General features: G+C 61.7%; 17 protein-coding genes. 5 read left to right on the forward strand and 12 right to left on the reverse strand.

Going from position 1 to position 23,413, the window contains the following annotated elements:
* Positions 1-22 precede the first annotated feature (22 nt).
* Positions 23-2,743: a GDYXXLXY domain-containing protein gene (locus ACYVDM_RS17595; protein WP_415787204.1), complete on the forward strand. Its 2,721-nt coding sequence runs from the start codon at positions 23-25 to the stop codon at positions 2,741-2,743.
* A gap of 2 nt (positions 2,744-2,745) precedes the next feature.
* Here ACYVDM_RS17595 and gluQRS read toward each other — a convergent pair whose 3' ends face one another.
* Positions 2,746-3,624, reverse strand: coding sequence for a tRNA glutamyl-Q(34) synthetase GluQRS (gene gluQRS / locus ACYVDM_RS17600; RefSeq protein ID WP_415788823.1), 879 nt, complete (start codon positions 3,622-3,624; stop codon positions 2,746-2,748).
* 4 nt (positions 3,625-3,628) lie between these two features.
* Positions 3,629-4,087 (reverse strand): Smg family protein, encoded by a 459-nt coding sequence (locus ACYVDM_RS17605; protein WP_415788825.1) that lies wholly within the window; start codon positions 4,085-4,087, stop codon positions 3,629-3,631.
* Positions 4,088-4,333: 246 nt separating this feature from the next.
* On the opposite strand from ACYVDM_RS17605, the gene ACYVDM_RS17610 reads away from it, so the two are divergent.
* Both ACYVDM_RS17610 and ACYVDM_RS17615 read left to right on the forward strand, forming a co-directional pair.
* A complete protein-coding gene (locus ACYVDM_RS17610; protein WP_415787206.1) occupies positions 4,334-5,530 on the forward strand; it encodes a DSD1 family PLP-dependent enzyme in 1,197 nt (398 codons plus the stop codon).
* Positions 5,531-5,659: 129 nt separating this feature from the next.
* Positions 5,660-6,853: an acetylornithine transaminase gene (locus ACYVDM_RS17615; protein ID WP_415787208.1), complete on the forward strand. Its 1,194-nt coding sequence runs from the start codon at positions 5,660-5,662 to the stop codon at positions 6,851-6,853.
* A 60-nt stretch (positions 6,854-6,913) separates the two neighbouring features.
* Here the strand turns inward: ACYVDM_RS17615 and ACYVDM_RS17620 are convergent, their stop codons facing one another.
* The 10 genes from ACYVDM_RS17620 to ACYVDM_RS17665 all read right to left on the reverse strand — a co-directional run bounded on the left by ACYVDM_RS17620 (position 6,914) and on the right by ACYVDM_RS17665 (position 20,905).
* The gene (locus ACYVDM_RS17620; RefSeq protein ID WP_415787210.1) at positions 6,914-8,557 is read right to left on the reverse strand and encodes an acyl-CoA synthetase; all 1,644 of its coding nucleotides are present in this window, start codon (positions 8,555-8,557) and stop codon (positions 6,914-6,916) included.
* A 101-nt stretch (positions 8,558-8,658) separates the two neighbouring features.
* A complete protein-coding gene (locus tag ACYVDM_RS17625) occupies positions 8,659-10,836 on the reverse strand; it encodes an acetate--CoA ligase family protein (protein WP_415787212.1) in 2,178 nt (725 codons plus the stop codon).
* 26 nt (positions 10,837-10,862) lie between these two features.
* Positions 10,863-11,843 (reverse strand): tripartite tricarboxylate transporter substrate binding protein, encoded by a 981-nt coding sequence (locus tag ACYVDM_RS17630; RefSeq protein WP_415787214.1) that lies wholly within the window; start codon positions 11,841-11,843, stop codon positions 10,863-10,865.
* An 82-nt stretch (positions 11,844-11,925) separates the two neighbouring features.
* A complete protein-coding gene (locus tag ACYVDM_RS17635; protein WP_415787216.1) occupies positions 11,926-12,267 on the reverse strand; it encodes a Zn-ribbon domain-containing OB-fold protein in 342 nt (113 codons plus the stop codon).
* Positions 12,264-13,418 (reverse strand): thiolase family protein, encoded by a 1,155-nt coding sequence (locus ACYVDM_RS17640; RefSeq protein WP_415787218.1) that lies wholly within the window; start codon positions 13,416-13,418, stop codon positions 12,264-12,266. The genes ACYVDM_RS17635 and ACYVDM_RS17640 overlap by 4 nt, the downstream gene beginning before the upstream one ends.
* Positions 13,411-14,181 (reverse strand): IclR family transcriptional regulator, encoded by a 771-nt coding sequence (locus ACYVDM_RS17645; RefSeq protein ID WP_415787220.1) that lies wholly within the window; start codon positions 14,179-14,181, stop codon positions 13,411-13,413. Before ACYVDM_RS17645 ends, ACYVDM_RS17640 begins: the two co-directional genes overlap by 8 nt.
* A 165-nt stretch (positions 14,182-14,346) precedes the next feature.
* Positions 14,347-16,371 (reverse strand): acetyl/propionyl/methylcrotonyl-CoA carboxylase subunit alpha, encoded by a 2,025-nt coding sequence (locus tag ACYVDM_RS17650; protein ID WP_415787222.1) that lies wholly within the window; start codon positions 16,369-16,371, stop codon positions 14,347-14,349.
* Positions 16,372-16,562: 191 nt separating this feature from the next.
* On the reverse strand, positions 16,563-18,170 hold the full coding sequence (locus ACYVDM_RS17655) for a carboxyl transferase domain-containing protein (protein ID WP_415787224.1): 1,608 nt from the start codon (positions 18,168-18,170) through the stop codon (positions 16,563-16,565).
* Between the two features lie 206 nt (positions 18,171-18,376).
* Positions 18,377-19,558: an acetyl-CoA C-acetyltransferase gene (locus tag ACYVDM_RS17660; RefSeq protein WP_415787226.1), complete on the reverse strand. Its 1,182-nt coding sequence runs from the start codon at positions 19,556-19,558 to the stop codon at positions 18,377-18,379.
* Positions 19,559-19,726: 168 nt separating this feature from the next.
* Positions 19,727-20,905: an isovaleryl-CoA dehydrogenase gene (locus ACYVDM_RS17665; protein WP_415787228.1), complete on the reverse strand. Its 1,179-nt coding sequence runs from the start codon at positions 20,903-20,905 to the stop codon at positions 19,727-19,729.
* A 256-nt stretch (positions 20,906-21,161) separates the two neighbouring features.
* Between ACYVDM_RS17665 and ACYVDM_RS17670 the strand changes: the two genes are divergently transcribed.
* A complete protein-coding gene (locus ACYVDM_RS17670; protein WP_415787230.1) occupies positions 21,162-22,340 on the forward strand; it encodes a M20 aminoacylase family protein in 1,179 nt (392 codons plus the stop codon).
* A 49-nt stretch (positions 22,341-22,389) separates the two neighbouring features.
* Positions 22,390-23,376, forward strand: a complete 987-nt coding sequence (locus ACYVDM_RS17675; RefSeq protein ID WP_415787232.1) for a Bug family tripartite tricarboxylate transporter substrate binding protein — start codon at positions 22,390-22,392, stop codon at positions 23,374-23,376.
* The last annotated feature ends 37 nt before the right edge of the window (positions 23,377-23,413 follow it).

The raw sequence follows: 23,413 nt of genomic DNA on the forward strand, positions 1-23,413 counted from the left end.
GATACGAGGGGAGATTCACCGCATGCAAGTCAAGGTGGAAACAAAAGTGGGATCGGAATTGCACGCTTGGCGAAAATTCCTGGCTCGCGGGACCTTGTGGCTGGGGGTTTGGCTGCTGGGGTTCGCTGTCATTTGCGGGGTGGCTGCCAATTGGCAGGACCTGTCAAAAACCCAGCGATTTGCCGGCGCACAGGCTCTATTGGCGGTGTGCGTGGTGGCCGCTGCCTGGCTGGGCTGGCGTCTGCGCGGCGCTGAGGGGCCACGTCGCTATGGGCCTGATGCTTTGCTGGCGCTGGCGGGCTTGCTGCTGGGCGGCCTTTTGGCTTTGCTGGGGCAGACTTATCAGACGGGCGCCGACACCTGGGAGCTTTTTGCCTGGTGGGGGATTTTGCTGCTTCCCTGGGCGTCGGTGGCGATGAGTCAGGCGGTATGGCTGTTGTGGATGGTCGTGGTCAATATCGCCACGATGCTTTATCTGCAGGATGGCGCGTTTTTGTGGATGATGGATCAGACGGGGTCGGCCGCCTTGGTGGCGCTGCTGAATTTGCTGTTTTTGGCTGGCTGGGAGTGGGCGGGCCGGCGGTGGCGCGCCAATACGACGTTGGGGCCCAGGGTGCTGGTAGCGTGGATCGTCGGTGTGCTGGTGTTCGAGGCGTTCTTTGAAACGGCGAGTCTGTCTGGACTGGGCTCCGTCGCGGGCCTGCTCTGGGTCGTGGTGACTCTGGGGCTGGGCTACTACTATCTGCGTGAACGCCGCGACTTGATTATCCTGGCCCTCTTGGCGGCCGGCGTGATTTGCATGTCGCTGAGGGTGGTGGGGGAATGGCTGCTGGATCTCACGGGGGATTTCGCGAGGCACAGCTGGGTGATGTTGCCCTTGGCAGGATTGGTGGTGGGCGAGGCCGTGCTCGCCGCGCGTTGGCTGCGTGGGCTGGCTGAGCAGCCCGTAGACGGGCGATCGCCGTCCGGTGAGGGGGGTAGTGGCAGCACCTCGTATGCCGCCGCCTCGATGCCCGCAAATAGCCTTCAGGGTGGTTCGACGGGTGATTCGTCGGCGCAGGCCGGGCCAGGCGTCCGCACCGCTAGTGCTGTGCCGGTAGATCCCCTTGCCGGCGCGACACCCGCTGACACGCGTCACGACGACGCTTCACGCGGTGATGGTGCACAGCGTCGGGCAGGCCCGGCGTGGTATGTCCAGGGCTTGCTGGGCCTGAGCGCGTGGCTGGCCACGTTGTTGCTCCTATTATTCTTGGTGATCTCCGAGGTGATCACCTCGGAGGACGGCGCGCAGGCGGTTGGGCTGGTGTTATGCGTATTGGCCGTTGTTGGGTTGCGTATTACGACCGGCCTGTTTTGGCGGCAATGTTTGACGGCAATGGGGTTTGCGGGCCAGATATTGGTGCTGGTGGCCTTGCTGCTTACTGACTCGGGCGCCGACACGGTGGGTAGCGGCGTCTGGATCTATGTGCTGTTGCTCGGGACTGCCGTGTATGTTCTGGCGCCGGAAGTGTTGCTGCGGTTTTTGAGCGCTGGCGTCATGGCATTCGCGCTGGCCGGGTTGATTGTGCAGTCCCTGTGGTCGGGGCCGGCGCACTACGAGCCGCTGTGGCAATGGATAGATCGTGATGGACTGGACGCCACGATAATGTGGTTGCCCGTGGCCGTGACAGGCGCCTGGGCGGCTGCGGTGGCGTTGGTTGTGGGGCAAACCCGGCCAGTTTTGTTGCCTTTGGGTTGGGCGTTCATGCTGGCGGTTCAATTCACGGTGTGGAAGGTCGGTGGGACGTCACTGATGCAACTGCCGACGCTGTGGCGGATGCATGCGATCGCCACGCTTTTGATCGCGGCGGGGGCGCTGTTGCCAGTAGCGTGCGCGCTGGCAGTGCTATGGCCGCGACGTCAGCTGTTGACGTCAGGGGTGCTGTGGGGGGTACCGCTCGGCCTGTTGGCTTTGGCCTTGTTCTGGTTGCCGAGTCCCGGCGTGGCGTTCGCATTGGCCTGGCTATTGCTGGGTTTTGGTCTGCGCGACATACGTTTGACGGTGGTGGGCTGTGTCAGCCTGCTTGTGTATTTGGTGATGTATTACTACCAGCTTGAGATCCCGCTGCTGGACAAGGCGCTGTGGCTCGGAGGGGCCGCGTTGCTGTTGTTTGCGCTGCGGGCCCTGGTGTATCTGGTGCCGCGCTGGATGCAGACGATCGACTTGCCTGCCGCGACGCCTCGTCCTCCGGTGACGGCCGCATTGCGTTGGCGCACGGCCGTGGTGCTGGGCGGCTTGGTGGCGGGGCTGGCCGTGGTCAATTACACGATCTGGCAACGCGAAACCTTGTTGACGCTGGGGCGGACGGTCATTCTCGAGTTGGCGCCGGTAGATCCGCGTTCGCTGATGCAGGGCGACTATATGGCCCTGAATTTTGCCGCGGGCGGGTCGCTGAGGCCACCGTCTTTTATTTCTGATCCATTGGCGGAACAGGCGGACGGCTATCTGGTGTTGAGGCCTGACACTAACGGCGTGGCGCAGGTAGTACGCACGCAGACCGATGTGCAACCGCTCACGGGTGAGGAAACGGCGTTGCGATATCGCATCCGGGGTCGTGACGTGCGTATCGTCACGAATGCGTATTTCTTCCCAGAGGGCCAGGCCGATCGTTATGCGCAGGCTCGCTATGGCGAAGTGCGCGTGGGTGAGGATGGCACGGGGCTATTGGTGCGCATGCTGGGGCCAGATCGCCAACCGTTGTAGGGTTAGTTCAGGGCAAAGCGCCGCGCCCACTGTGCAGTCGCCTGCGTGAGAAAGGAGGCGGGTGTGGAGGCGGCGCAGGGGGAAAAGCCCAACGCGTTCCATGCCTGGGTCAACATGGCCAGGGGTTGCGTCGCGTCGAGCGGCGCGGCTCCGTTTTGTTTGGACAGTTTCAGGCCGCTATCCGGGTCTGTGATCAGCGGCACGTGCATGACCCGAGGCGGCTCGGCCCCCAGCAGTCGGGCCAGGATTCGCTGGCGCGCCGTAGAGCTGAGCAAATCCGCGCCACGCACGATGTCGGTGATACCTTGTTGTGCGTCGTCGACGACGACGGCCAATTGATAGGCCCATAGGCCGTCTGCGCGTCGCAGGACGAAATCCCCCACGGCTTGGGCGACGTCCTGTTGCTGGGGCCCCAGCCAGCGATCGACAAAAGTTTCCGTGCCTTCGGGTACGCGCAATCGCCAGGCGCGCGCCTGGCGGCCCGCAGGCAAGCCGTGGCGACAGGTGCCGGGATAAGGGTGCTCTCCGTCCAGGGCCGGGCCGTTGCCGCGTAGTGCGGAGTCGGCGATTTCGCGGCGGGTACAGCCGCAACCATAGGTCAGGCCGCGGGCGGTCAGCCCGTCGAAGGCTTGTTGATAGATCGCATCGCGCTGTGACTGCCACAGGATGTCGCCATCCCAGTGCAGGCCCATGGCACGTAGCTGGTCCATGATGGTCTGGGCGGCACCGGGAACGGTGCGGGGGCGGTCGACGTCTTCGATACGCAGCAGCCAGCGACCGCCCTGCGCGCGCGCGTCGAGCCAACTGGCCAGCGCGGCAACCAGGGAGCCGAGATGCAGCGGCCCGCTGGGGCTGGGGGCAAAACGACCGACGTAGTGCAATGACTTAGTGGAGTCGGCGTACACCGTCGTCGTCGAGCAGTTCTTCCAGGACCAGATTATCGATTTCGGCTTCTTGGCTCCAGAGCACCATCAGGGCGGTGATTTTGATCTTGGCCAGCGAGACAGGGGTTTCGGGAGCCGCCAGTGCGCGATCGATGACGATTTCGCGCAAGGGCGCGGGCAACACGCCCGCCGACTCGAGGAAAGCAATGAAACCGATGGATTCGGTACCGAGTTGCCGGTATTCGGAATCGGTGTAGATGCGGGTGCCGGTGTTGGGCACTTGGGCTAGATCGACGCAGCGCTCGGTGGTTTCGGCCAAGCCGTAGAGCCAGCCCAGGGCGTCGTCTATGTCTTCGTGCTCGAAGCCGGCCGCAGCAAGGCGTTTGGCCAGGATGTCAGCCGCGGGACAGGCTTGCGGCGTGTAATAGTTTTCGAACAGATAAACGAGGATATCGAACATATGGCGCAAGGTAGTGCCGGTTTGCACAGTCGGCCCGGATATCGGCAAACCAGCAAACATGCAGTCAAATGTACGCTGAAAATTCGTTGGGGGCAACTTGGGGGCGTCTCGGGGCAGTGTGGTGCTCGTTCTGTACATTGCTCGTGTTGCCGCTGTTTGAGGGTGGTTGCGGGGATACACTACATTTTTCTCGTGGCGGCCTGAATCGGCGTGCGCGGGGTCGTTCGAATAAGGAAATGCACATTCATGGCTGCTATCCCCGCTGTGCCGTCGCTGCCCCCTGCTGCTGTGCCGGGAGATTTATTGGTTCGCGTCGACACACCAAGTCTGGTGCTTGATCTGGATGCGTTTGAGGCGAATCTGCGCGCGATGCAGGATTGGGCGGATCGCCACGGTGTGAGTTTGCGGCCGCATGGCAAGGCGCATAAGTGCCCGGAAATCGCGCGACGCCAATTGGCATTGGGTGCACGCGGTATCTGCTGCCAAAAGGTCAGTGAGGCCCTGCCCTTTGTCGAAGCGGGGATTGATGACATCCACATCAGCAACGAGGTTGTGGGACCGGCCAAGCTGGCCTTGTTGGCGCAACTGGCTCGGGCTGCACGTATCAGTGTGTGCGTGGACAATGCCGTCAATCTGGCGGACATTTCGGCGGCTATGGTGCAGGCGCAGACACAGATCGAGATATTGGTCGAGGTCGACGTGGGCCAGGGGCGCTGTGGCGTGGCGGATGCGCAAACGGTGCTGGCGCTCGCGCGGCAGGCACAGGACTTGCCTGGTGTGAGTTTCGGTGGCTTGCAGGCCTATCATGGCTCGGTGCAGCATGTGCGGGGCCACGCCGAGCGTGCCGCGGTGGCGGCGCGTGCGGCCGAGGCTGCTGCCGATTATGCAGAGCACCTGCGTTCGGCGGGCATCGTTTGTGATCGCATTACGGGCGCAGGGACCGGAAGTGCAGAGTTTGACGCGGCCTCGGGGGTCTATACGGAGTTGCAAGCGGGTTCGTATGCGTTTATGGATGGCGACTACGGCGCGAATGACTGGTCCGGCCCGTTGGCTTTTCGCAACAGTCTGTTTTTGTTGACCACGGTGATGAGCGTACCGACGTCTGACCGCGTGATCGTGGATGCCGGGCTGAAATCGACGACGGTCGAATGTGGTTTGCCTCGGGTGGCCGATCAGGCGGGGCTGCAGTACGCCGCCGCGAATGATGAGCATGGCGTGGTGAGACGGGTGGCAACGTCAGTCGCCGTTGAGTCCCCTTTCGACGCTGAATCGGCCTCAGGCGGCGCTGATACCGCATCGGGCGATGTCGACCTGGGCGATACCCTGCGCTTGATTCCCTCGCATGTGGATCCGACTTTTAACCTGCACGATAGCCTGGTGACCTACCGCAATGGGGTGGTCGAGGATGTGTGGGCAATCGCCGCGCGTGGGCTGAGCCGATAGGGCACGGGCCAGGCTGTACCGCCTGCCCGTTGCGTCGGCGTGGTGGATCGCGCGCCGGCGGCCACAATACGGTGCTAAATTCTTTACCTCTCCCTTTTTCTTTTGTTTTCCCATTCCGTAGGAACCGCCATGGAATTCAGCCAGTTCAACGTCAACGCCCTCATGGAGATCACCTCCCGCCCGGACCTCGTGTTCGTGCGCGGTCAGGGCTCGTGGCTGGAGGACCATACCGGCAAGCGATATCTCGACTTTATTCAGGGCTGGGCGGTCAACACGCTGGGTCATGGCGATCCTGCGATGAAGCGCGCTCTGCTGGAGCAGGCTGACAAACTGATGAACCCGTCGCCGGCGTTCTATAACCAGCCGTCGATCGATTTGTCGGTGCGCTTGACCAGCGCGTCGTGTTTTGACCGTGTGTTCTTTGCCAACAGCGGTGCCGAAGCCAACGAAGGCGCGATCAAGCTCGCGCGTAAGTGGGGGCGTGTACATCGCAATGGCGCGTACAAGATCATCACGATGAACCACGGCTTTCATGGCCGCACGTTGGCCACGATGTCGGCGTCGGGCAAGCCGGGTTGGGATACGATGTTTGCGCCGCAAGTCGACGGCTTTCCCAAGGCCGAGCTCAACGACCTGGACTCGGTGCGTGCGCTGATCGATGACAAGACCGTCGCCATCATGCTCGAGCCCGTGCAGGGCGAGGCCGGCGTTAATCCGGCGACTCGCGAGTTTATGCAGGGGCTGCGCCAGTTGGCTGATGAAAATCAGATGCTGTTGATTGTCGACGAAGTGCAGACGGGGATGGGCCGTACGGGTTCTATGTTTGCATATCAGCAGTTTGATGTTGTGCCGGACATCATGACGTTGGCCAAGGGCATTGGCGGCGGCGTGCCGCTGGCCGCATTGCTGGCGCGCGAAGAGGTCTGCGTGTTCTCGCATGGCGATCAAGGCGGCACCTATAACGGCAACCCGCTGATGGCTGCCGTGGGTGTCGCGGTGTTTGATACCTTGACGTCGCCAGGCTTTATGGAGATGGTGCAGGCTCGGACCAAGCAGTTGTCCGAAGGCTTGTTGGCGCTGTCGGCCAAGTGGGGCATGGGCGGCGAGCGCGGTATGGGATTGCTGCGGGCGTTGATTCTCGATCGCGATGATGGCGCTGCTATTGTCGAAGCCGCACGTGTGTTGGAACCGCAAGGCATGCTGTTGAATGCGCCGCGCGCGAACTTGTTGCGCTTTATGCCGGCACTGAACGTTACCGAGCAAGAGATCACACAGATGTTGTCCTTGCTGGACGAGGTGATTACCTCGGTGCGCAAAGCCTGATTGCTGTCGTTATCGTGATGTGAACAGGGCCGCATCCGCGGCCCTGTTCACTGGTGCGCGTTACGATTTATCCGGAGTATCCAACGCCGCGGCCTGGTTTCGCAGCACAAACTTCTGGATTTTGCCCGTCGCGGTCTTGGGGAGTGCGCTGAAGACAATCGTACGCGGGATCTTGAATCGAGCTAGATGGGCCCGACAATGGCGTAACACGTCGTCGGTCGTGCACTGCGCGCCTTCTTTGAGGGTGACGAAGGCGCAGGGAGTTTCTCCCCATACGGGGTCCGGTTTGGCGACGACGGCAGCCTCAAGGATGTCGGGGTGCCGGTACAACACGCTTTCGACTTCTACGGTGGAGATGTTTTCGCCGCCAGAGATGATGATGTCCTTGGCGCGATCCTTGATCTCGATATAGCCGTCGGGGTGGACAACGCCCAGATCGCCTGAGTGAAACCAGCCTCCCGCAAAGGCCTGCGCGGTGGCCTCGGGATTACGCAGATAGCCCTTCATGAGGGTGTTGCCGCGCAGCACGATTTCTCCCATGGTCGTACCGTCGGCCGGGACGGGCTGGTGTTGTTCATCCACGACCTGTACGTGCTCGACGTTGAGTTTGCGTACGCCGATGCGTGCTTTCAGTGCGGCACGCTCGGCCAGGGGGCGTGCATCCCATTCGTCGTGCCAGGCGCAACTGATGGAGGGCCCATAGGTCTCGGTCAGTCCGTACAGGTGTGTGACGCCGATGCCCAGTTGTTCCATGGATTCGATGACGGCAGCGGGAGGCGCCGCACCCCCGGTCAGGGCTTGCACGCGATGGGTGGCACGGTACTGTTGCTCGGCAGGGGCGTTGATCAGCATGTTCAATACGACAGGGGCCGCACAGAAGAATCCGACACGATGGCGCCGGATCGCCTCGAAGATCGCCGCCGGCTCGACGCGGCGCAGACAAACGCTGGTGCCCGCCAGCGCGGCCAGTGTCCAGGGGAAGCACCAACCGTTGCAGTGGAACATAGGTAATGTCCACAGATAGACTGCGTGCGGCGGCATGCCGCAGGCCAGCACATTGCCCGTGGCATTGAGATAGGCGCCGCGATGGTGATAGACCACGCCCTTGGGGTTTCCCGTGGTGCCCGACGTATAGTTCAAGCAGATGTTTTGCCATTCGTCGTCTGGGTATTCCCATGGCGTGTCGGCCGATTGTGCGGCGAGCCAAGACTCGTATTCGGCATCACCCAGCGTGCCATGGATGCCGTCGTACTCGCGGTCTTCGATGCGTACCGTGCGAGGGCGTGTCGCGAGTTGATCCAAGACCTCGCCAACGAGTCCGGCGTATTCGCTGTCGTACAACAATACCGTGGCGCTGCCATGCGCCAGGATGAAAGCCAAGGTCGCCGCGTCCAGTCGGGTATTCAGTGCATTGAGTACCGCACCGGCCATGGGTACGCCGAAGTGTGCTTCGTACAGCGCAGGGGTGTTGGGCGCCAACACCGCAACGACATCGCCGCGACGCACCCCCCATGCTTGCAGCGCGGCCGCCATTTGCTGGCATCGTTGCCGCGTGGTTTGCCAGCTTTGACGATGGCTGCCGTGCACGAGGGCAGGCCGCTCCGGATAGACCGCGGCGGCCCATTGCAGAAAACCCAAGGGCGTCAGCGCAACATGGTTGGCCGCGTTGCGCGGTAAGGCATCATTGGATTCGGCGCTGGTCAAGGTTCTTTCCTGTCAACGGACGTGGGGACCAAGTAAAAATGGTGGCCGTGCGTGTGGCACCACTAGTTCGAAACGTAACACAGCGCTGGCCAGCATCTTACCTAGGGGTTTTCCGGATCAGGCGTTGTCGTCAATTCGATCAGGGCATCCAGGGCGATAGCGCCTTGGCCCTGTGCGCGAACGAGTACCGGGTTGATGTCAATGGAGGCGAGTTTGCCGTTCGCGGCCAACGCGCAATCGCCCAATTGCACAGCTTGTCTGGCGAATGCCGCAATGTCGGCAGGCGGATCGCCGCGCACACCGGCGAGCAGTGTGCCGATACGCAGGCCTTGCAGTTTCTCGATGACGTCCTCGGCGCTGAAGGGAGGCAACAACAACGCGACGTCTTGCATGGCTTCGACATATTTGCCGCCGCTGCCGATCATGATCACGGGGCCAAAGACGGGGTCGTGGCGCATGCCCAGGGCACATTCATGCAAGCCATCCTGCATGCGGGCGACGATCCATGTTGCGTCGTCGATTCCTAGCGCCGCCAGCGTTTTCGCTTGTCGGTCGAAGGCATCGCGCAGCGTGCATTCGTCGTTCAGACCGAGCGTGACCAAGCCGTGTTCTGATTTATGAGGCAACCGGGCCGAGCAGGCTTTGAGAGCGACTGGCGCATCGATGGCGCGCCAGGCCGCGACGGCGGCATCGGCATCGGTGCAGCAGGTATGATCCGCGACAGTCAGTCCGTAGCGTGACAGCAGCGCCAGGCTTTGAGATTCGGAGAGAAAGGACGACCGGGAATGCAAAGACCCGAATGCATCGGTTGTGGTGGATTCCGGGTTCGTTTGCGTCGAGGTCGATGAGTCGCGGTGTGCCAGCGCATGACGGTGCCCGGCGTTTCGCGCCTGCCATTGGTGCAAGCGATGCAGGGCAGCCATCGCACGCGTTGCCTGTTGTTCGTCGGCATAGACGGCGACACCCTGCGCGCGAAAGGCCGCGGCGACATTGTCTTGCCAGGCTACGACGACCACGGGCTTGGTTGACGCCTGAGCAAACGCCGCCGTGTCGGCGGCGAACGTGCCGACGTCATAGCCACGTCCGGCCACCGGGATATCGATCAGGAACATATCCGCGGCGGGATCATCGGCGATCACCGGCAAGACTTGACCAAATAACCCGTTGTTCGATAACAGTGCGGCCGTGATGTCGATCGGATTGGTGGTGGTGGCATAGCCCGGCAGACGGTTTACCAACTCCCGCTGTGTGGGATCCGCCAGTGGCGCAATCTGCAAGCCGTGTTCGATGGCGGCATCTGACGCGAGGACGCAACTCGCCCCCGAGTTGCTGACGACCACGACGCGCGGCCCTTGCGGCAAGGGGCTGCGTAGCGCTAGTTCTGCAATACGCACCAATTCGTGCGGATCTCGCGCACGCAGAATGCCGTGGTGTTCAAAGTACGCATCCACGACCCGATCCTCGCTCGCCATGGCGCCTGTGTGCGATGCGGCGGCGCGGGCGCCGGCTTCTGAGCGTCCTGATTTGACGGCGACCAACGGTACGCCGCGCTCGCGAGCCAGCGCGGCGGCATGGGCCAGGGCGCCTACATCTTGCAGGGACTCCAGATACAGCAAGACGATACGGACTTCCGGATCACGCAGGACGGCGCAGGCCAGGTCGGCGACGGTGACATCTGCCTCGTTACCCGTGGCATGGACGTGGCGCACGCCCAGCCCGCGTTGACGCAACAAGCCATACACCATCGCGCTCATGCCGCCGCTTTGACTGATGACGGCGACGGGGCCGTCAGCGGGTTCGATTTCCAGGAACATGGTCGAAAAGCAGGCGATCGCGCCATTGCCGAAATTCGCCAAGCCCTGCGAATTCGGACCGACGATGCGCATGCCGGCTGCGCGTGCGCGCGCCGTCATGGCGTCTTGCTGGGCCCTGCCCTCGGCGCCTGTTTCGGAGAACCCCGCCGAGATTACGATCGCAGCGGCAACACCGAGTTCGGCACAGCGATTCACGGCCTGAACGGCTTGTTCGCCAGCCACTGCCACGATGGCCAGATCGGGTGCCGCAGGCAGCGCGTCCAGGTTAGGCCAGGTGCGTTCGCCCTGCACCTGGGTACGTTGCGGGTTGATGGGATACAGCGTGCCCGTATAGCCGTGACGCCGCATGTAGTGAATCGGCCGTCCTCCGATTTTGTCGGGGTTGTCCGAAGCACCTACGATGGCAATGGAGGCGGGGGCAAGCAATTTATCCAGACCATGCTGGCGGGAGAAATCCGGGGCCATGAAAATTCCTGTGATAGGGATGACGTTCAGTTGACGGTCGCGCCAGAGACTTTGACGACTTCCGCCCATTTCTTGACTTCGTTATCGATGAATTTCTGAAAATCGGCCGGCGTCATCCACTGGGCGTCGAACCCTTGTTGCGCAAACTGTTTCTGCAAGGCGGGACGGGCCAGCACTTTTTTCAGTGCGGCGCTCAGCTTTTGCAGGACGGCGTCTGGCGTGCCAGCGGGAGCCAGCAAGCCGTTCCAGGCGGTGGCTTCATAGCCCGGCAACCCAGCTTCCGCGATGGTCGGTATATCTGACGCCGCTGCCGAACGCGCGGCGCTGGTCACCGCCAGGGCTTTTAGTTTGCCGTCGCGCACATAGGGCATGGACGACAGCATGGTGTTGAACATCAGGTCTGCCTGGCCGCCCATGACGTCCGTCATGGCGGGCGCGCTGCCGCGGTAGGGAACGTGCACCATGCGGGTACCAGCCATGGCGTTGAACAACTCCGCCGACAGATGCGTGGATTGCCCGTTGCCCGATGACGCAAAGGTGAGTTTGCCGGGCGAGGCTTTTGCCAGTGCAATCAGCTCGCCGACGTTTTTGGCGGGCAAGTCGGGCCGTGTCACGATCACTAACGGACCCTGCGTCAGCAGTGAGATCGGCGCGAAGCTTTTTTGCGTGTCGTAGTTCAGATTTTTGAACAGCGACATGTTGATAGCATGGGCGGTGGTGCCCAGCAGCAGCGTATAACCATCGGGGTCGCTGTTGGCGACCAACTCGGCACCGATATTGCCACCCGCCCCAGAGCGATTGTCGACGATGACCGTTTGTCCGAGTTCCTCGCTGAGGCCTTGTGCGACCGAGCGGGCGACAATATCGGTCGGTCCGCCAGGCGGATACGGCACCACCAAGGTAATGGACTTGGAAGGCCAGTCCGTGGCGGCCACAGCGGCCCCCGCAGTGACCGTGGCCAGGGCAATCGCGGCCAACGTGGCGCGCCATAGGGAAATAGCAGGCATGCGTGTCTCCTCCGTCCTCGCGGGACGTTTTCATCATCGGGTTTATCGTTATGTGGGTGAAGCGGTGGTTGCGACAGGGATATCAGGGAGGGTGGCAGGCTTCGAACTTCAGCAGTACGCCCCCGTTCAACTCGACGGCATGGCCGTTGACGTGTTGGCCAATGGTGATGGCGGCATCCGCGTGTCCCATTAACGCGACATGCTCACGCAGTTGCACCAACACCAGCACATAGGGCGCCAGCGCACGCCATTGCGCATCGGGCGCCCGATGGACTTCACTGCGGGCAATGACGACGCCCTCGCCTGCCGCCCGGTGCCATGTCAATGTCGTGCCGCCGCATGCGGCGCAGGCATAGGGGCGCAGAGCCCACCAGGCGCCGCAGTGGTCGCAGCGCTGTATGTCCAGGGGATGTCTGATACTCATGCTGACCCCTCTGCCTGCAAAACCAGGCTGACGTGTGCCGACAGCACGCCGCCGTCGGCGTGCACCAGGGCCCGGTGGCGTGGCGCGATCTGGCGCGGCCCGGCCTGGCCGGCTAACTGCGTCCAGGCTTCAACGACGTGGGCGAGTCCGCCCGCCACGCCAGAGTGACCGAAAGACAGGAGCCCGCCGTGCGTATTCAACGGCAAGGCGCCCGTTGCCGCGAAGTCTCCTTGCCGCAAACGCGCGCCCGCGCCACCTCGCGGGGCAAAGCCGAGTTCTTCCAGCAACATAACCAGCGTGATAGTGAACGAGTCATAGATCGCCAGGTAGTCAATCTGTTCCACATCCAGTTGCGCCTGAGCCAAGGCTCGAGTGCAGGCCCGTGCGGCGCCGGTGTCCAGCACGTCGCGCATGGCCGACAGGTGTTGGTGACGGTGCGCCTGGCCACCGCCCGTGACTTGTACGGGCCCCTCGTCCGCGCTGAGTACGAGCGCCGCCGCGCCGTCGGAGATGGGGCAGCAGTCCAGCAGATGTAGCGGCGTGGCGATAGGTCGCGACGTCAGGACCTGATCGAGGGTAATCAGGTCACGCAGGTGCGCGTGAGGATGCTGGCTGGCGTGATTGCGCATCAGCACGGCGAACTCGGCCAGCGATTCGCGATCAATGCCCGTGCGATGCATATAGGTCGATGCCATCAGGGCGTAATAAGCCGGAACAGAGGCGCCATTGGGCACTTCGGTGTCGGCCTCGCCGACTTGGGCGAGGGTCTGGATAGAGGTGTCCACCGCTTGCCCGGTCAGGCGGTTTTCGCCCGCGACGACCAAAATGCGCCGACAGGATCCTGCGCGCAGCAGTTCGCGCGCCAGCATGACCATGGCCGCACCGGTCGCGCCGCCCATCTGCATTCCGTGAGCATAGTCGGGCTGGAGGCCCAATTTCTCGCTGAGCAGATCGGCCAGCATCAGGTGTGGAAAGGTTGTGGCATAGCCGCACAGGACGCCATCGATCTGGTCGCGCGCCAGGCCGGACTGCGCCAGGGCGCTATTGGCGGCCTCGGCCATCAGGTCCAGGGCACTGCGGCCTTCGTGACGGCCATAGCGGGTCGTTGCCGCGGCCTGGATATAGGCACGGGGATAACGCTGATCAAGCATGTGGCCACCATGAGCGTTCAATCTCGCGGGCCTCTTGCGATAGCGCTTGTGCGAGTTCTTGTTCTCGGGATTCGATGCGTTCGTTCAGAGCGGCGATGCTGAGCGCGGCGATCGGGCGCCCACTGGGGCCTCGCACCGCGACGCCCAGACCGCCCATTTTTTCCACCACCACGTCCAGCAGCATGGCATGACCCAAGTCGTGCGCACGCTGTCGGGCGACGTTCAATGCGGGTAGAGAGATGCGGGGATATTTGATGGCGAGGCGTTGTTGCACCATGGGGAGCACCGCCTGGACTTCGATCTCGTCCAGCGCCGAGAGCAGCGCGAGGCTGCCTGCGCCCACACCTAGCGGCCGGCGACTGCCCACCTGCAGGTAGTTCGCCCGGATGGGGTAATCACCAAAGCATAGGTCGAGACAGACGGATTCCCAACCCATTGGCAGCGACAGAATGACGGTGTCGCCAAAATGACGCGCGAGACGAATCAGGGCGGGCCGCGCCAGTCCGCGCAAGTCCAGTCTGTCGACCATGGCGTGATGCATGGCATAGACCTGGGGGCCCAGCATGTAATGTTTGTTGACCGGGTCGCGCTCGACGAAGCCCTCCGCTTCCAGTTCCTTCAGGATGCGCCGCGCTGTGGAGATATCCAGCGAGGCGCTCTGCGCGATATCGGTCAACCGGTGCACGCGCTGGTCTGACAGGCTGGCCAGTACCCGGCAAGTCTTTTGAGTGGCAGAAACGGCGGTGCTGTTTTGCTTAAGCATGAAAGTGGCCGAGCCTGTTTGGGGGAACATGGCCACAAGATAAAAAGGCTGGAGGGCGGGGTAAAGTTGCACCGCAACAAATGGTCGTCCAGCGACAATTTGTTTTTCGTGTGTCCACCCTGCTCGGCACCCTTCATAGTGGGATGCCGTCATGCCACAGGGGCGCTATGCGACGATTGAAACCAATTCGGCTCCTTCGACGACTTGGTCGCCTACGTTATAGAACACTTCCTCAACCTTGCCGTCGGTGGGGGCTGAAATGGTGTGCTCCATTTTCATTGCCTCCATGACAAGGAGGGCCTGGCCCTTGGATACGCTGTTGCCCGCCTGCACGGCAATCGAAATGATTTTGCCCGGCATGGGAGCCGTCAGCCCGCCCGCGTGGTCGGATTGGCCATCCAGCGCATGAGCCAACGGGTCGTGCAGGCCCAGGAGTTGGGTACGCCCCTCGCGAAACACATAGGCTTTGTCGCCCTGCAATACCACGGTACCCGTGCTTTCGTGGCCGTCCAGCGCGATGCGCAGGCCATACACTAGGTTGGGATTGGCGGTCGCGTGAGCGCGCCAGGAAAACGCGTGGGATGGCCCGTCGCCGACTAGCGTCCAGGCCTGGCCCTTTCGCGCAACGATCCAGTCGCGTAGCACATCGCCATCGAGCCATTGCACGGTTTGCTGATAATGGCCGCTCAGACGCCACCCGTCATGCAGGCCCCAAGGATCGGTGGCGGGCTTCACTGCCGAGCGGAATGACGAGACCTGTCCTTGTCGTACCAGCACGGCAGCCGTGGCCAGTGCCAGATCGGTGGTGTCTGCCGGGGTCGCAGGCGGCAGCAAGGTGTCGCGCCGGCGTTCGATCAGCCCCGTGTCCAGATCTCCTTGGGCAAAGGCCGCGTCCTGCATCAGTCGGGTCAGGAACGCCGCGTTGGTCTGTACGCCCACCGCATGGGTGTGGGCCAGTGCCTGGATCATGCGTGCACGGGCCTGGTCGCGATCGGCTCCGCGTACGATGAGCTTGGCAATCATGGGGTCGTAATAGGGCGTGATGGTGTCGCCCATACGGACCCCGCCATCTACGCGTACGTCGCCATTCGTAAAGGCGGTGTGGGGCGGTAATTCCAGGTAGGCCAGTGTGCCAATGGAGGGGAGGAATCCTTTATCAGGATTCTCTGCATAGATGCGGGCTTCGATGGCGTGGCCCTCGATGCGCAGGTCTTCTTGTCTGGCCGGCAGCGGTTGACCTGCGGCCACGCGCAGTTGCCACTCCACGAGGTCGTGGCCGGTGATCATCTCCGTGACTGGGTGCTCGACTTGCAGACGGGTATTCATTTCCATGAAATAGAATTTCCCATCTGGTTCGGCGATGAACTCCACCGTGCCTGCACCCACATAGCCCACCGCGCGCGCAGCGGCCACGGCGGCCTCGCCCATGGCTTGGCGGCGCTCGGGGGTCATGCCGGGGGCGGGGGCTTCTTCGATGACTTTCTGGTGACGGCGTTGTACCGAACAATCACGTTCGAACAGGTAGACGCAATTGCCATGCGTGTCGGCAAAAACCTGGATTTCGATGTGACGCGGCTTTTGCAGATAGCGTTCGATCAGAACACGATCATCGCCAAAGCTGGAGGCCGCCTCGCGTTGACATGAGGCCAGCGCATTCAGAAAAGCGTCGGACGTTTCGACAACGCGCATCCCCTTGCCGCCGCCGCCTGCACTGGCCTTGATCAGTACCGGATAGCCCATGTCATCGGCTTGCGATTTTAGAAATTCGGGATCTTGGTTGTCGCCGTGATAGCCGGGTACGAGTGGCACGCCCGCCTTTTCCATCAACGCCTTGGCCGCCGATTTGCTACCCATGGCGGCGATGGCCGAGGCCGGGGGGCCAACGAACGCGATGCCGGCCTTGGCCGCGGCTTGTGCAAAGGCTTCGTTTTCGGACAAGAACCCGTAACCCGGATGAATGGCCTGCGCGCCGGTATCCCGCGCGGCTTGCAGAATGACATCACCCAGCAAATAACTGGCACGCGGCTCAGGCCCGCCAATGTGTACCGCCATGTCGCAGGCCGCCACATGCCGCGCGCCAGCATCAGCGTCGGAATAGACCGCCACCGTACGTATGCCCAGACGGCGCGCCGTCGCCGCGACACGGCAAGCAATCTCGCCACGGTTAGCTATCAGCAGAGTATCGAACATGATGTCATCCCAACAAAATTTGTCGTAACTACAATCTCAACACACACAAGAAACACCACTACGCGCTAGAAGCACAACACACCGTTCTGGCCAGACTCGCCCAAAGCGGGGGAGCCGAGGATCCGGCTCCGCCGGTCCTCCAGTTCTGCCCCTTGAGGGGGCGCGCGAAGCGCGTAGGGGGTGGGTTCCATTCACATCCGGAAGACACCGAAGCGGGTGTCTTCGATCGGGGCATTCAGTGCTGCTGATAGCGCCAGGCCCAGTACGCGACGGGTGTCGGCGGGCGCGATGATGCCGTCGTCCCACAAGCGTGCCGTGGCGTAATAAGGATGCCCTTCACGTTCGTACTGATCGCGAATCGGCGCTTTGAAGGCCTCTTCTTCCTCGCGCGACCATTGGCCGCCCTTGGCTTGAATCCCGTCGCGACGGACCGTGGCCAGCACGCTGGCGGCCTGTTCGCCGCCCATGACGGAAATACGGGCATTGGGCCACATGAACAACAGGCGTGGCGAATATGCGCGACCGCACATGCCGTAATTGCCGGCGCCAAACGAGCCGCCAATCAGGACGGTGAATTTTGGGACATTGGCCGTGGCGACTGCCGTCACCATCTTGGCGCCATGGCGGGCGATTCCCTCGTTTTCGTATTTGCGGCCCACCATGAAGCCGGTGATGTTCTGTAAGAACACCAGTGGGATCTTGCGCTGGGCACACAGCTCGATGAAGTGCGCGCCCTTTTGCGCCGACTCCGAGAACAGGATGCCGTTATTGGCCACGATGCCGACGGGCATGCCGTGGATATGGGCAAAGCCGGTTACCAGCGTGGTGCCGAAGCGGGCTTTGAACTCATCAAAATCGGAGCCGTCAACGATGCGGGCGATGATTTCACGGACATCGTAAGGCTTGCGGGTATCGGCGGGAATGATGCCGTTGAGCTCGATCGGGTCATAGCGCGGGTCACGCACGGGCGCCAACGCCAGCGGTGTGGGCTTTTGGCGATTGAGTCGCGCGACGGCATTGCGCGCCAGTTGCAGGGCGTGCATATCGTTCGCTGCCAGATGATCAGCCACACCTGACAAGCGCGTATGCACATCGCCGCCGCCCAGGTCCTCGGCGCTGACTTCCTCGCCGGTCGCGGCCTTGACCAGTGGCGGGCCGCCGAGAAAAATCGTGCCCTGATTGCGCACGATGATGGACTCATCGCTCATGGCCGGTACGTAGGCCCCACCCGCCGTGCATGAACCCATCACGACAGCGATCTGTGCAATGCCTTGCGATGACATCACTGCCTGGTTGTAGAAAATGCGGCCGAAGTGGTCACGGTCAGGAAAGACCTCGTCTTGCTGTGGCAGATTGGCGCCGCCCGAGTCCACCAGGTACACACACGGCAGATGATTCTGCGCGGCAATCTCTTGTGCGCGCAGATGTTTTTTGACGGTCATGGGGTAGTAGGTACCGCCTTTGACGGTCGCATCGTTGCATACGATGATGCATTCTGTACCACCAATACGGCCTATGCCCGTGATGACGCCGGCCCCGGGCGCTTCACCGTTATACATGCCATGTGCGGCGAGTGGCGAGAGCTCGAGAAAGGCGGTCCCGGGATCAATCAGCCGCTCGACGCGTTCGCGCGGCAAAAGCTTGCCGCGTGCGACGTGTTTGGCTCGCGCAGCTTCGCTGCCGCCCAACGCAGTCTGCGCGAGCTGTTGAGCCAGATCGTCCAGTTGCGCCTGCATGGCGCGTGCGTTGTCGACGTAGTCTTGCGAACGCGGGTTGATGCGGGATTCGATAGTGGGCATGGCGGACCGTCGTCGTGCAAAGTGAGCGACAGGCTCTGCGAGACGCCACCGGTCTGGACGCTGTGGCACTCATCAAGCAGGCTTGTCTGTTGATCTTGCAAAGGACCAGGTCTGCTGAGAGACCTGATATCTGATAGCGGGGCTGCGGTCTTGCTCGGGTGTGCCAACCGCCTTGGGGAGGAAGTTGGCACACCCGTTTACTGCCTTTAGATCATTTCAATGGCCATGGCGACGGCTTCACCGCCGCCAATGCACAGCGTGGCAACGCCGCGTTTGCCGCCGGTTTTGCGCAGCGCGCCCACGAGGGTGGCCATCAAGCGCGCCCCCGAGGCACCGATGGGATGACCCAGCGCGGTCGCGCCGCCGTGCACGTTGACCTTGTCACGAGGCAATTTAAAGTCAGTCATGGCGGCCATGGTGACAACTGCAAAGGCTTCGTTGATTTCATACAGATCCACGTCCTCGGCCTTCCAGCCGGTTTTGGCGAACAGGTTCTTCAGTGCACCGACGGGCGCCGTGGTGAACCAGTTGGGCTCTTGCGAGTGCTGGCTGTGGGCCACAATGCGAGCCAGCGGTTTGAGGCCCAGCTCTTCGGCGGTGGACGCACGCATCAGCACCATTGCCGCCGCGCCATCGGAAATCGATGACGAGTTAGCGGCCGTTACCGTGCCATCTTTCTTGAAGGCGGGCTTGAGCGACGGGATTTTTTCCGGCATGGCCTTGGTGGGAGCTTCGTCCGTGTCGATGACGGTGTCACCCTTGCGGCCCGCGACCGTCACGGGAGCAATCTCCCACTTGAAGGTGCCGTCTTCAGAGGCGGCGCGGGCGCGGCGCAGCGACTCCAGTGAAAACTCGTCTTGTTGTTCGCGCGTGAAGCTGTACTTGTCGGCGCAGTCTTCGGCGAATACCCCCATAGCTTTGCCGCGGTCGTAGGCGTCTTCTAGACCGTCCATCGCCATGTGGTCATATATGGTGCTGTGGCCAAAGCGGTAGCCCTGTCGACCCTTGAGCATCAGATAGGGGGCATTGCTCATGCTTTCCTGACCGCCGGCGACGACGATGCGGGCCGAGCCGGCCATCAACAAGTCATGGCCGAACATGGCAGCCTTCAGACCCGAACCGCAGACCTTGTGGATCGTCGTGCAAGAGACGCCCAGCGGCAGATCCGCACCTAGCGCGGCCTGGCGGGCGGGGGCCTGGCCTTGGCCGGCCTGCAGCACGTTACCCATGATGACTTCGTCGACCTGCTCGGGTTTGATGCCGGCGCGTTCGACGGCCGCCTTGATGGCGACAGAGCCCAGTTCGTGGGCGGCGAGACCAGACAAGCTACCCAACATCCCACCCATGGGCGTGCGGGCAACAGAAACGATAACGACAGGATCAGACATGATGGGTACTCCTGGGAATTAGCGATAAAAAGGGTGTTACGAATTGGACATCAATGGGGTCGCATCAGGGGGCAACCTCCTGTCCTTATCGTACGGGAAAAGCTCTTCCATTTGCCTCTACACAATGTCTTGACGGCCGGTTGTTACCACTCGGTCTCGTCATTCGGATCAGGCGGTTTCCGCAAACAGTTCGCGACCGATCAGCATGCGCCGGATTTCGCTGGTGCCGGCACCGATTTCGTAAAGCTTGGCATCGCGCCACAGACGGCCGGTGGGATAGTCGTTGATATAGCCATTTCCCCCCAGGATCTGTACCCCTTCTCCGGCCATCCAGGTGGCTTTCTCGGCCGTGTACAGAATGAGGGCCGCGCAGTCTTTGCGGACTTGCCGCACATGTTCCGCACCGAGTTGATCCAGGTTTTTGCCGACGGCATAGGCAAATGCACGACTGGCCTGCAGCGTCGTGTACAGGTCGGCGACTTTGCCCTGGATCAATTGAAACTCGCCAATCGCCTGGCCGAATTGCTTGCGATCGTGGATGTACGGCACGACCACGTCCATGACCGCTTGCATAATCCCTAGCGGGCCGCCCGAGAGTACGGCGCGTTCGTAATCCAGGCCGCTCATCAGGACCCGCACGCCGCCATTGACCTGGCCAAGCACATTTTCCTCAGGAATTTCACAATCCTGGAACACCAGTTCGCCGGTGTGGCTACCGCGCATGCCCAGCTTGTCCAGTTTTTGTGCGACTGAGAAACCCTTGAACGACTTTTCCACCAGAAAGGCCGTGATGCCACGTTGGTGGGCCTCGGGGTCGGTCTTGGCGTACACCACCAGAGTGTCGGCATCGGGGCCGTTCGTGATCCACATCTTGGTGCCGTTCAGCACATAACGGTCGCCCTTTTTGTCCGCGCGCAGCTTCATGCTGACGACGTCCGAGCCTGCACCGGGTTCGCTCATGGCCAGCGCGCCGACGTGTTCGCCCGAGATCAGTTTGGGCAGGTAGCGGGCTTTTTGTTCGGCAGTGCCGTTGCGGTGGATCTGGTTGACGCAGAGATTGGAGTGCGCGCCGTACGACAGGCCGATCGAGGCGCTGGCGCGCGAGATTTCTTCCATGGCGACCATATGCGCCAAATAGCCCAGGTTGGCGCCGCCGTATTCTTCGCTGGCAGTCATACCCAACACGCCCAGCTCGCCGAACTTGCGCCACAAGTCCATCGGGAATAGGTCGCTGCGATCGACTTCAGCCGCGCGCGGCGCGATCTCGGCTTGCGCAAAGGTACGTATCGCGTCGCGCAGCATTTCCAGGTCTTCACCCAAATTGAAATTCAAACCGGGAAGATTCATCGCAGTCTCCATAAGAGTGGGTGCTTACATTCCGTGATGTCGCACGCGCCGAGTCATTTGCCTGATCCATCATGCGCCACCAAGGATCGCTAAGCAATGTAGAGGCTAAATATTACGTTTACGTAAACGTAAAGTCGAACGCGGGTTTTCCCCTAAAACAATTTCGACGCTTACTTGTTAGACCATGTAAGAATCTGACTGCAACTTGTCTGACGGGCTGATTTGATGGCCGGGATGGGTATTGGGAGGAATTGCTGTGATAGAACTCGCCGATCTGGACGAGATGGTGACGTTGCGCCGGGATATTCATGCGCACCCCGAACTGGCTTACGACGAGCATCGTACGGCCGCCCTGGTGGCTGAGCGCCTGAGGAGCTGGGGGATCGAAACCCACACGGGCATCGGACGCACGGGTGTCGTGGGCGTGCTCAAGGAGGGGACCTCGTCGCGGGCCATTCTGTTGCGGGCCGATATGGATGCGCTGCCCATTCAAGAGGCCAACACGTTCGAGCACCGCTCGCGTCATGACGGCAAAATGCACGGCTGTGGCCATGATGGCCATACGACCATGCTGCTGGCGGCCGCCCGCCATCTCAAGCAGGCCGGTGGGTTTGACGGCACGGTGTATGTGGCTTTTCAACCGGCCGAAGAAAACGGCGGCGCCGGCGCCCGCAGCATGATCGAAGACGGATTGTTCGACCGCTTTCCTTGCGAGGCCGTATTCGGTATGCATAACTGGCCCGGTATGCCCGAGGGGGGATTCGGGGTATGCAGTGGCCCGATGATGGCCGCAGCCAATGCATTCAAGATCACGGTGATTGGTCGCGGGGGGCATGCCGCGGCACCGCACGACTGTGATGATCCGGTGCCCGCGCTACTGGCGATCGGCCAGGCCCTGCAAACGATTTTGACGCGCAGCAAGCGTCCCCTGGATGCGGCCGTGGTGTCCATCACGCAGGTGCAGGCCGGTGGCGACGTGACCAACATTATCCCTGGCAGTGCATGGCTGGGTGGCTCCGTACGTGCCTACAGCCGCGCAGTGGTGGACTTGATTGAACGTCGCATGAACGAATTGGCCGGGCCCATTGCCGCGGCCCATGGGTGCCGGGCAGAAGTGTACTTTGAGCGTCGCTACCCCGCGCTGGTGAATACGGCGGATGAGACAGCCTTTTGTCTGGATGTGATGCGGGACGTGGTGGGCGCTGACAAGACGGCCGTCATCGAACCTGTCATGGCGTCCGAGGATTTTGCGTTCATGCTGGAGGCCAAGCCGGGTTGCTATGTTTTTCTGGGCAATGGCGATGGCGCGCATCGGTTGGCGGGCCACGGTTTAGGGCCTTGCATGCTGCATAACACCAGTTATGACTTCAATGACCGTTTGATTCCGGTTGGCGCGTCATATTGGATCCGTTTGGCGCAGCGTTATTTGGCGTGACCTATAACCAGTTCCCCGGCACGATGAACGGGGTCTTACGGAGTAAAAGATGATCAAAGCAGCTGTATGTTCAACATTGATCCGCGCCACGGCGATCGTCGCCGTTGCCACAATGGCCTCGATTGCTCACGCCGAGCCAGCCTGGCCGGGCAAAACGTTGACGCTGGTGGTGCCCTATACCGCCGGCGGCACGAATGACACACTGGGCCGTACGTTGGGCGATATCCTGCGCAAGGAATACGGCACTGCCACGATCATCGAGAACAAGCCGGGCGCGGGTGGCAGCGTCGGGGCGGATGCCGTTGCGCGGGCCAAGCCCGATGGCGCCACCCTGCTGCTGGCGTCGACCAGTCCGTTGACGATTTTCCCGAATCTGGTGAAAACCGCGTATGACCCCATGAAGGACTTCATCCCGGTCGCCAGCGTGGCGGTCGGGCCGGTCGGTATCCTGGCGACCAAGGCGCTGCCCGTGCGCACCTTTCCAGAGTTGGTGGAGCAGGCCAAGAAGCAGCCCGGCAAGATCACTTTTGGCATTCCAGGCCTGGGATCGGTCGCTCATATCGGGATGGCAGCATTAAACAAGCAAGCCGGCATCGATATGCTGCAAGTCCCGTATCGTGGGGGCAGTCAGGCGGTGTCCGACGGATTGGGCGGTCAGGTCGATCTGCTGGTCGTCAATACGGATATCGTTTTACCTCACGTCACCGCCGGCACGTTGACGCCACTGGCTGTCATGGCGCCGAAACGGCTGGCTGCCTGGCCCGATGTCCCGACCATGGCCGAGTTGAACCTGCCCGATATTCGATATTTCTCGAATTTCTCGCTGTTTGCTCCGGCTGGTGTGTCACCGGAGATTCTGAAATCCATGCAGGAAGTGTTGGCCAAGGCAATGGCCAGCCCCCAGTATCGGGAAATGCTGGAGCAAAAAACCATGCAACCGGGCACGGGTATTGGTGACGAGTTTGCGCAACAGGTCCGTAAAGACTACGAAAACAATAAGCGCATCATCCGTGAAAGTAAGATTACGGTGCAGTAGTCAAACAATCTGTTGAAAGTTGGGGGCTTTGACTTTG

The sequence above is a fragment of the Bordetella tumulicola genome, assembly GCF_054779135.1.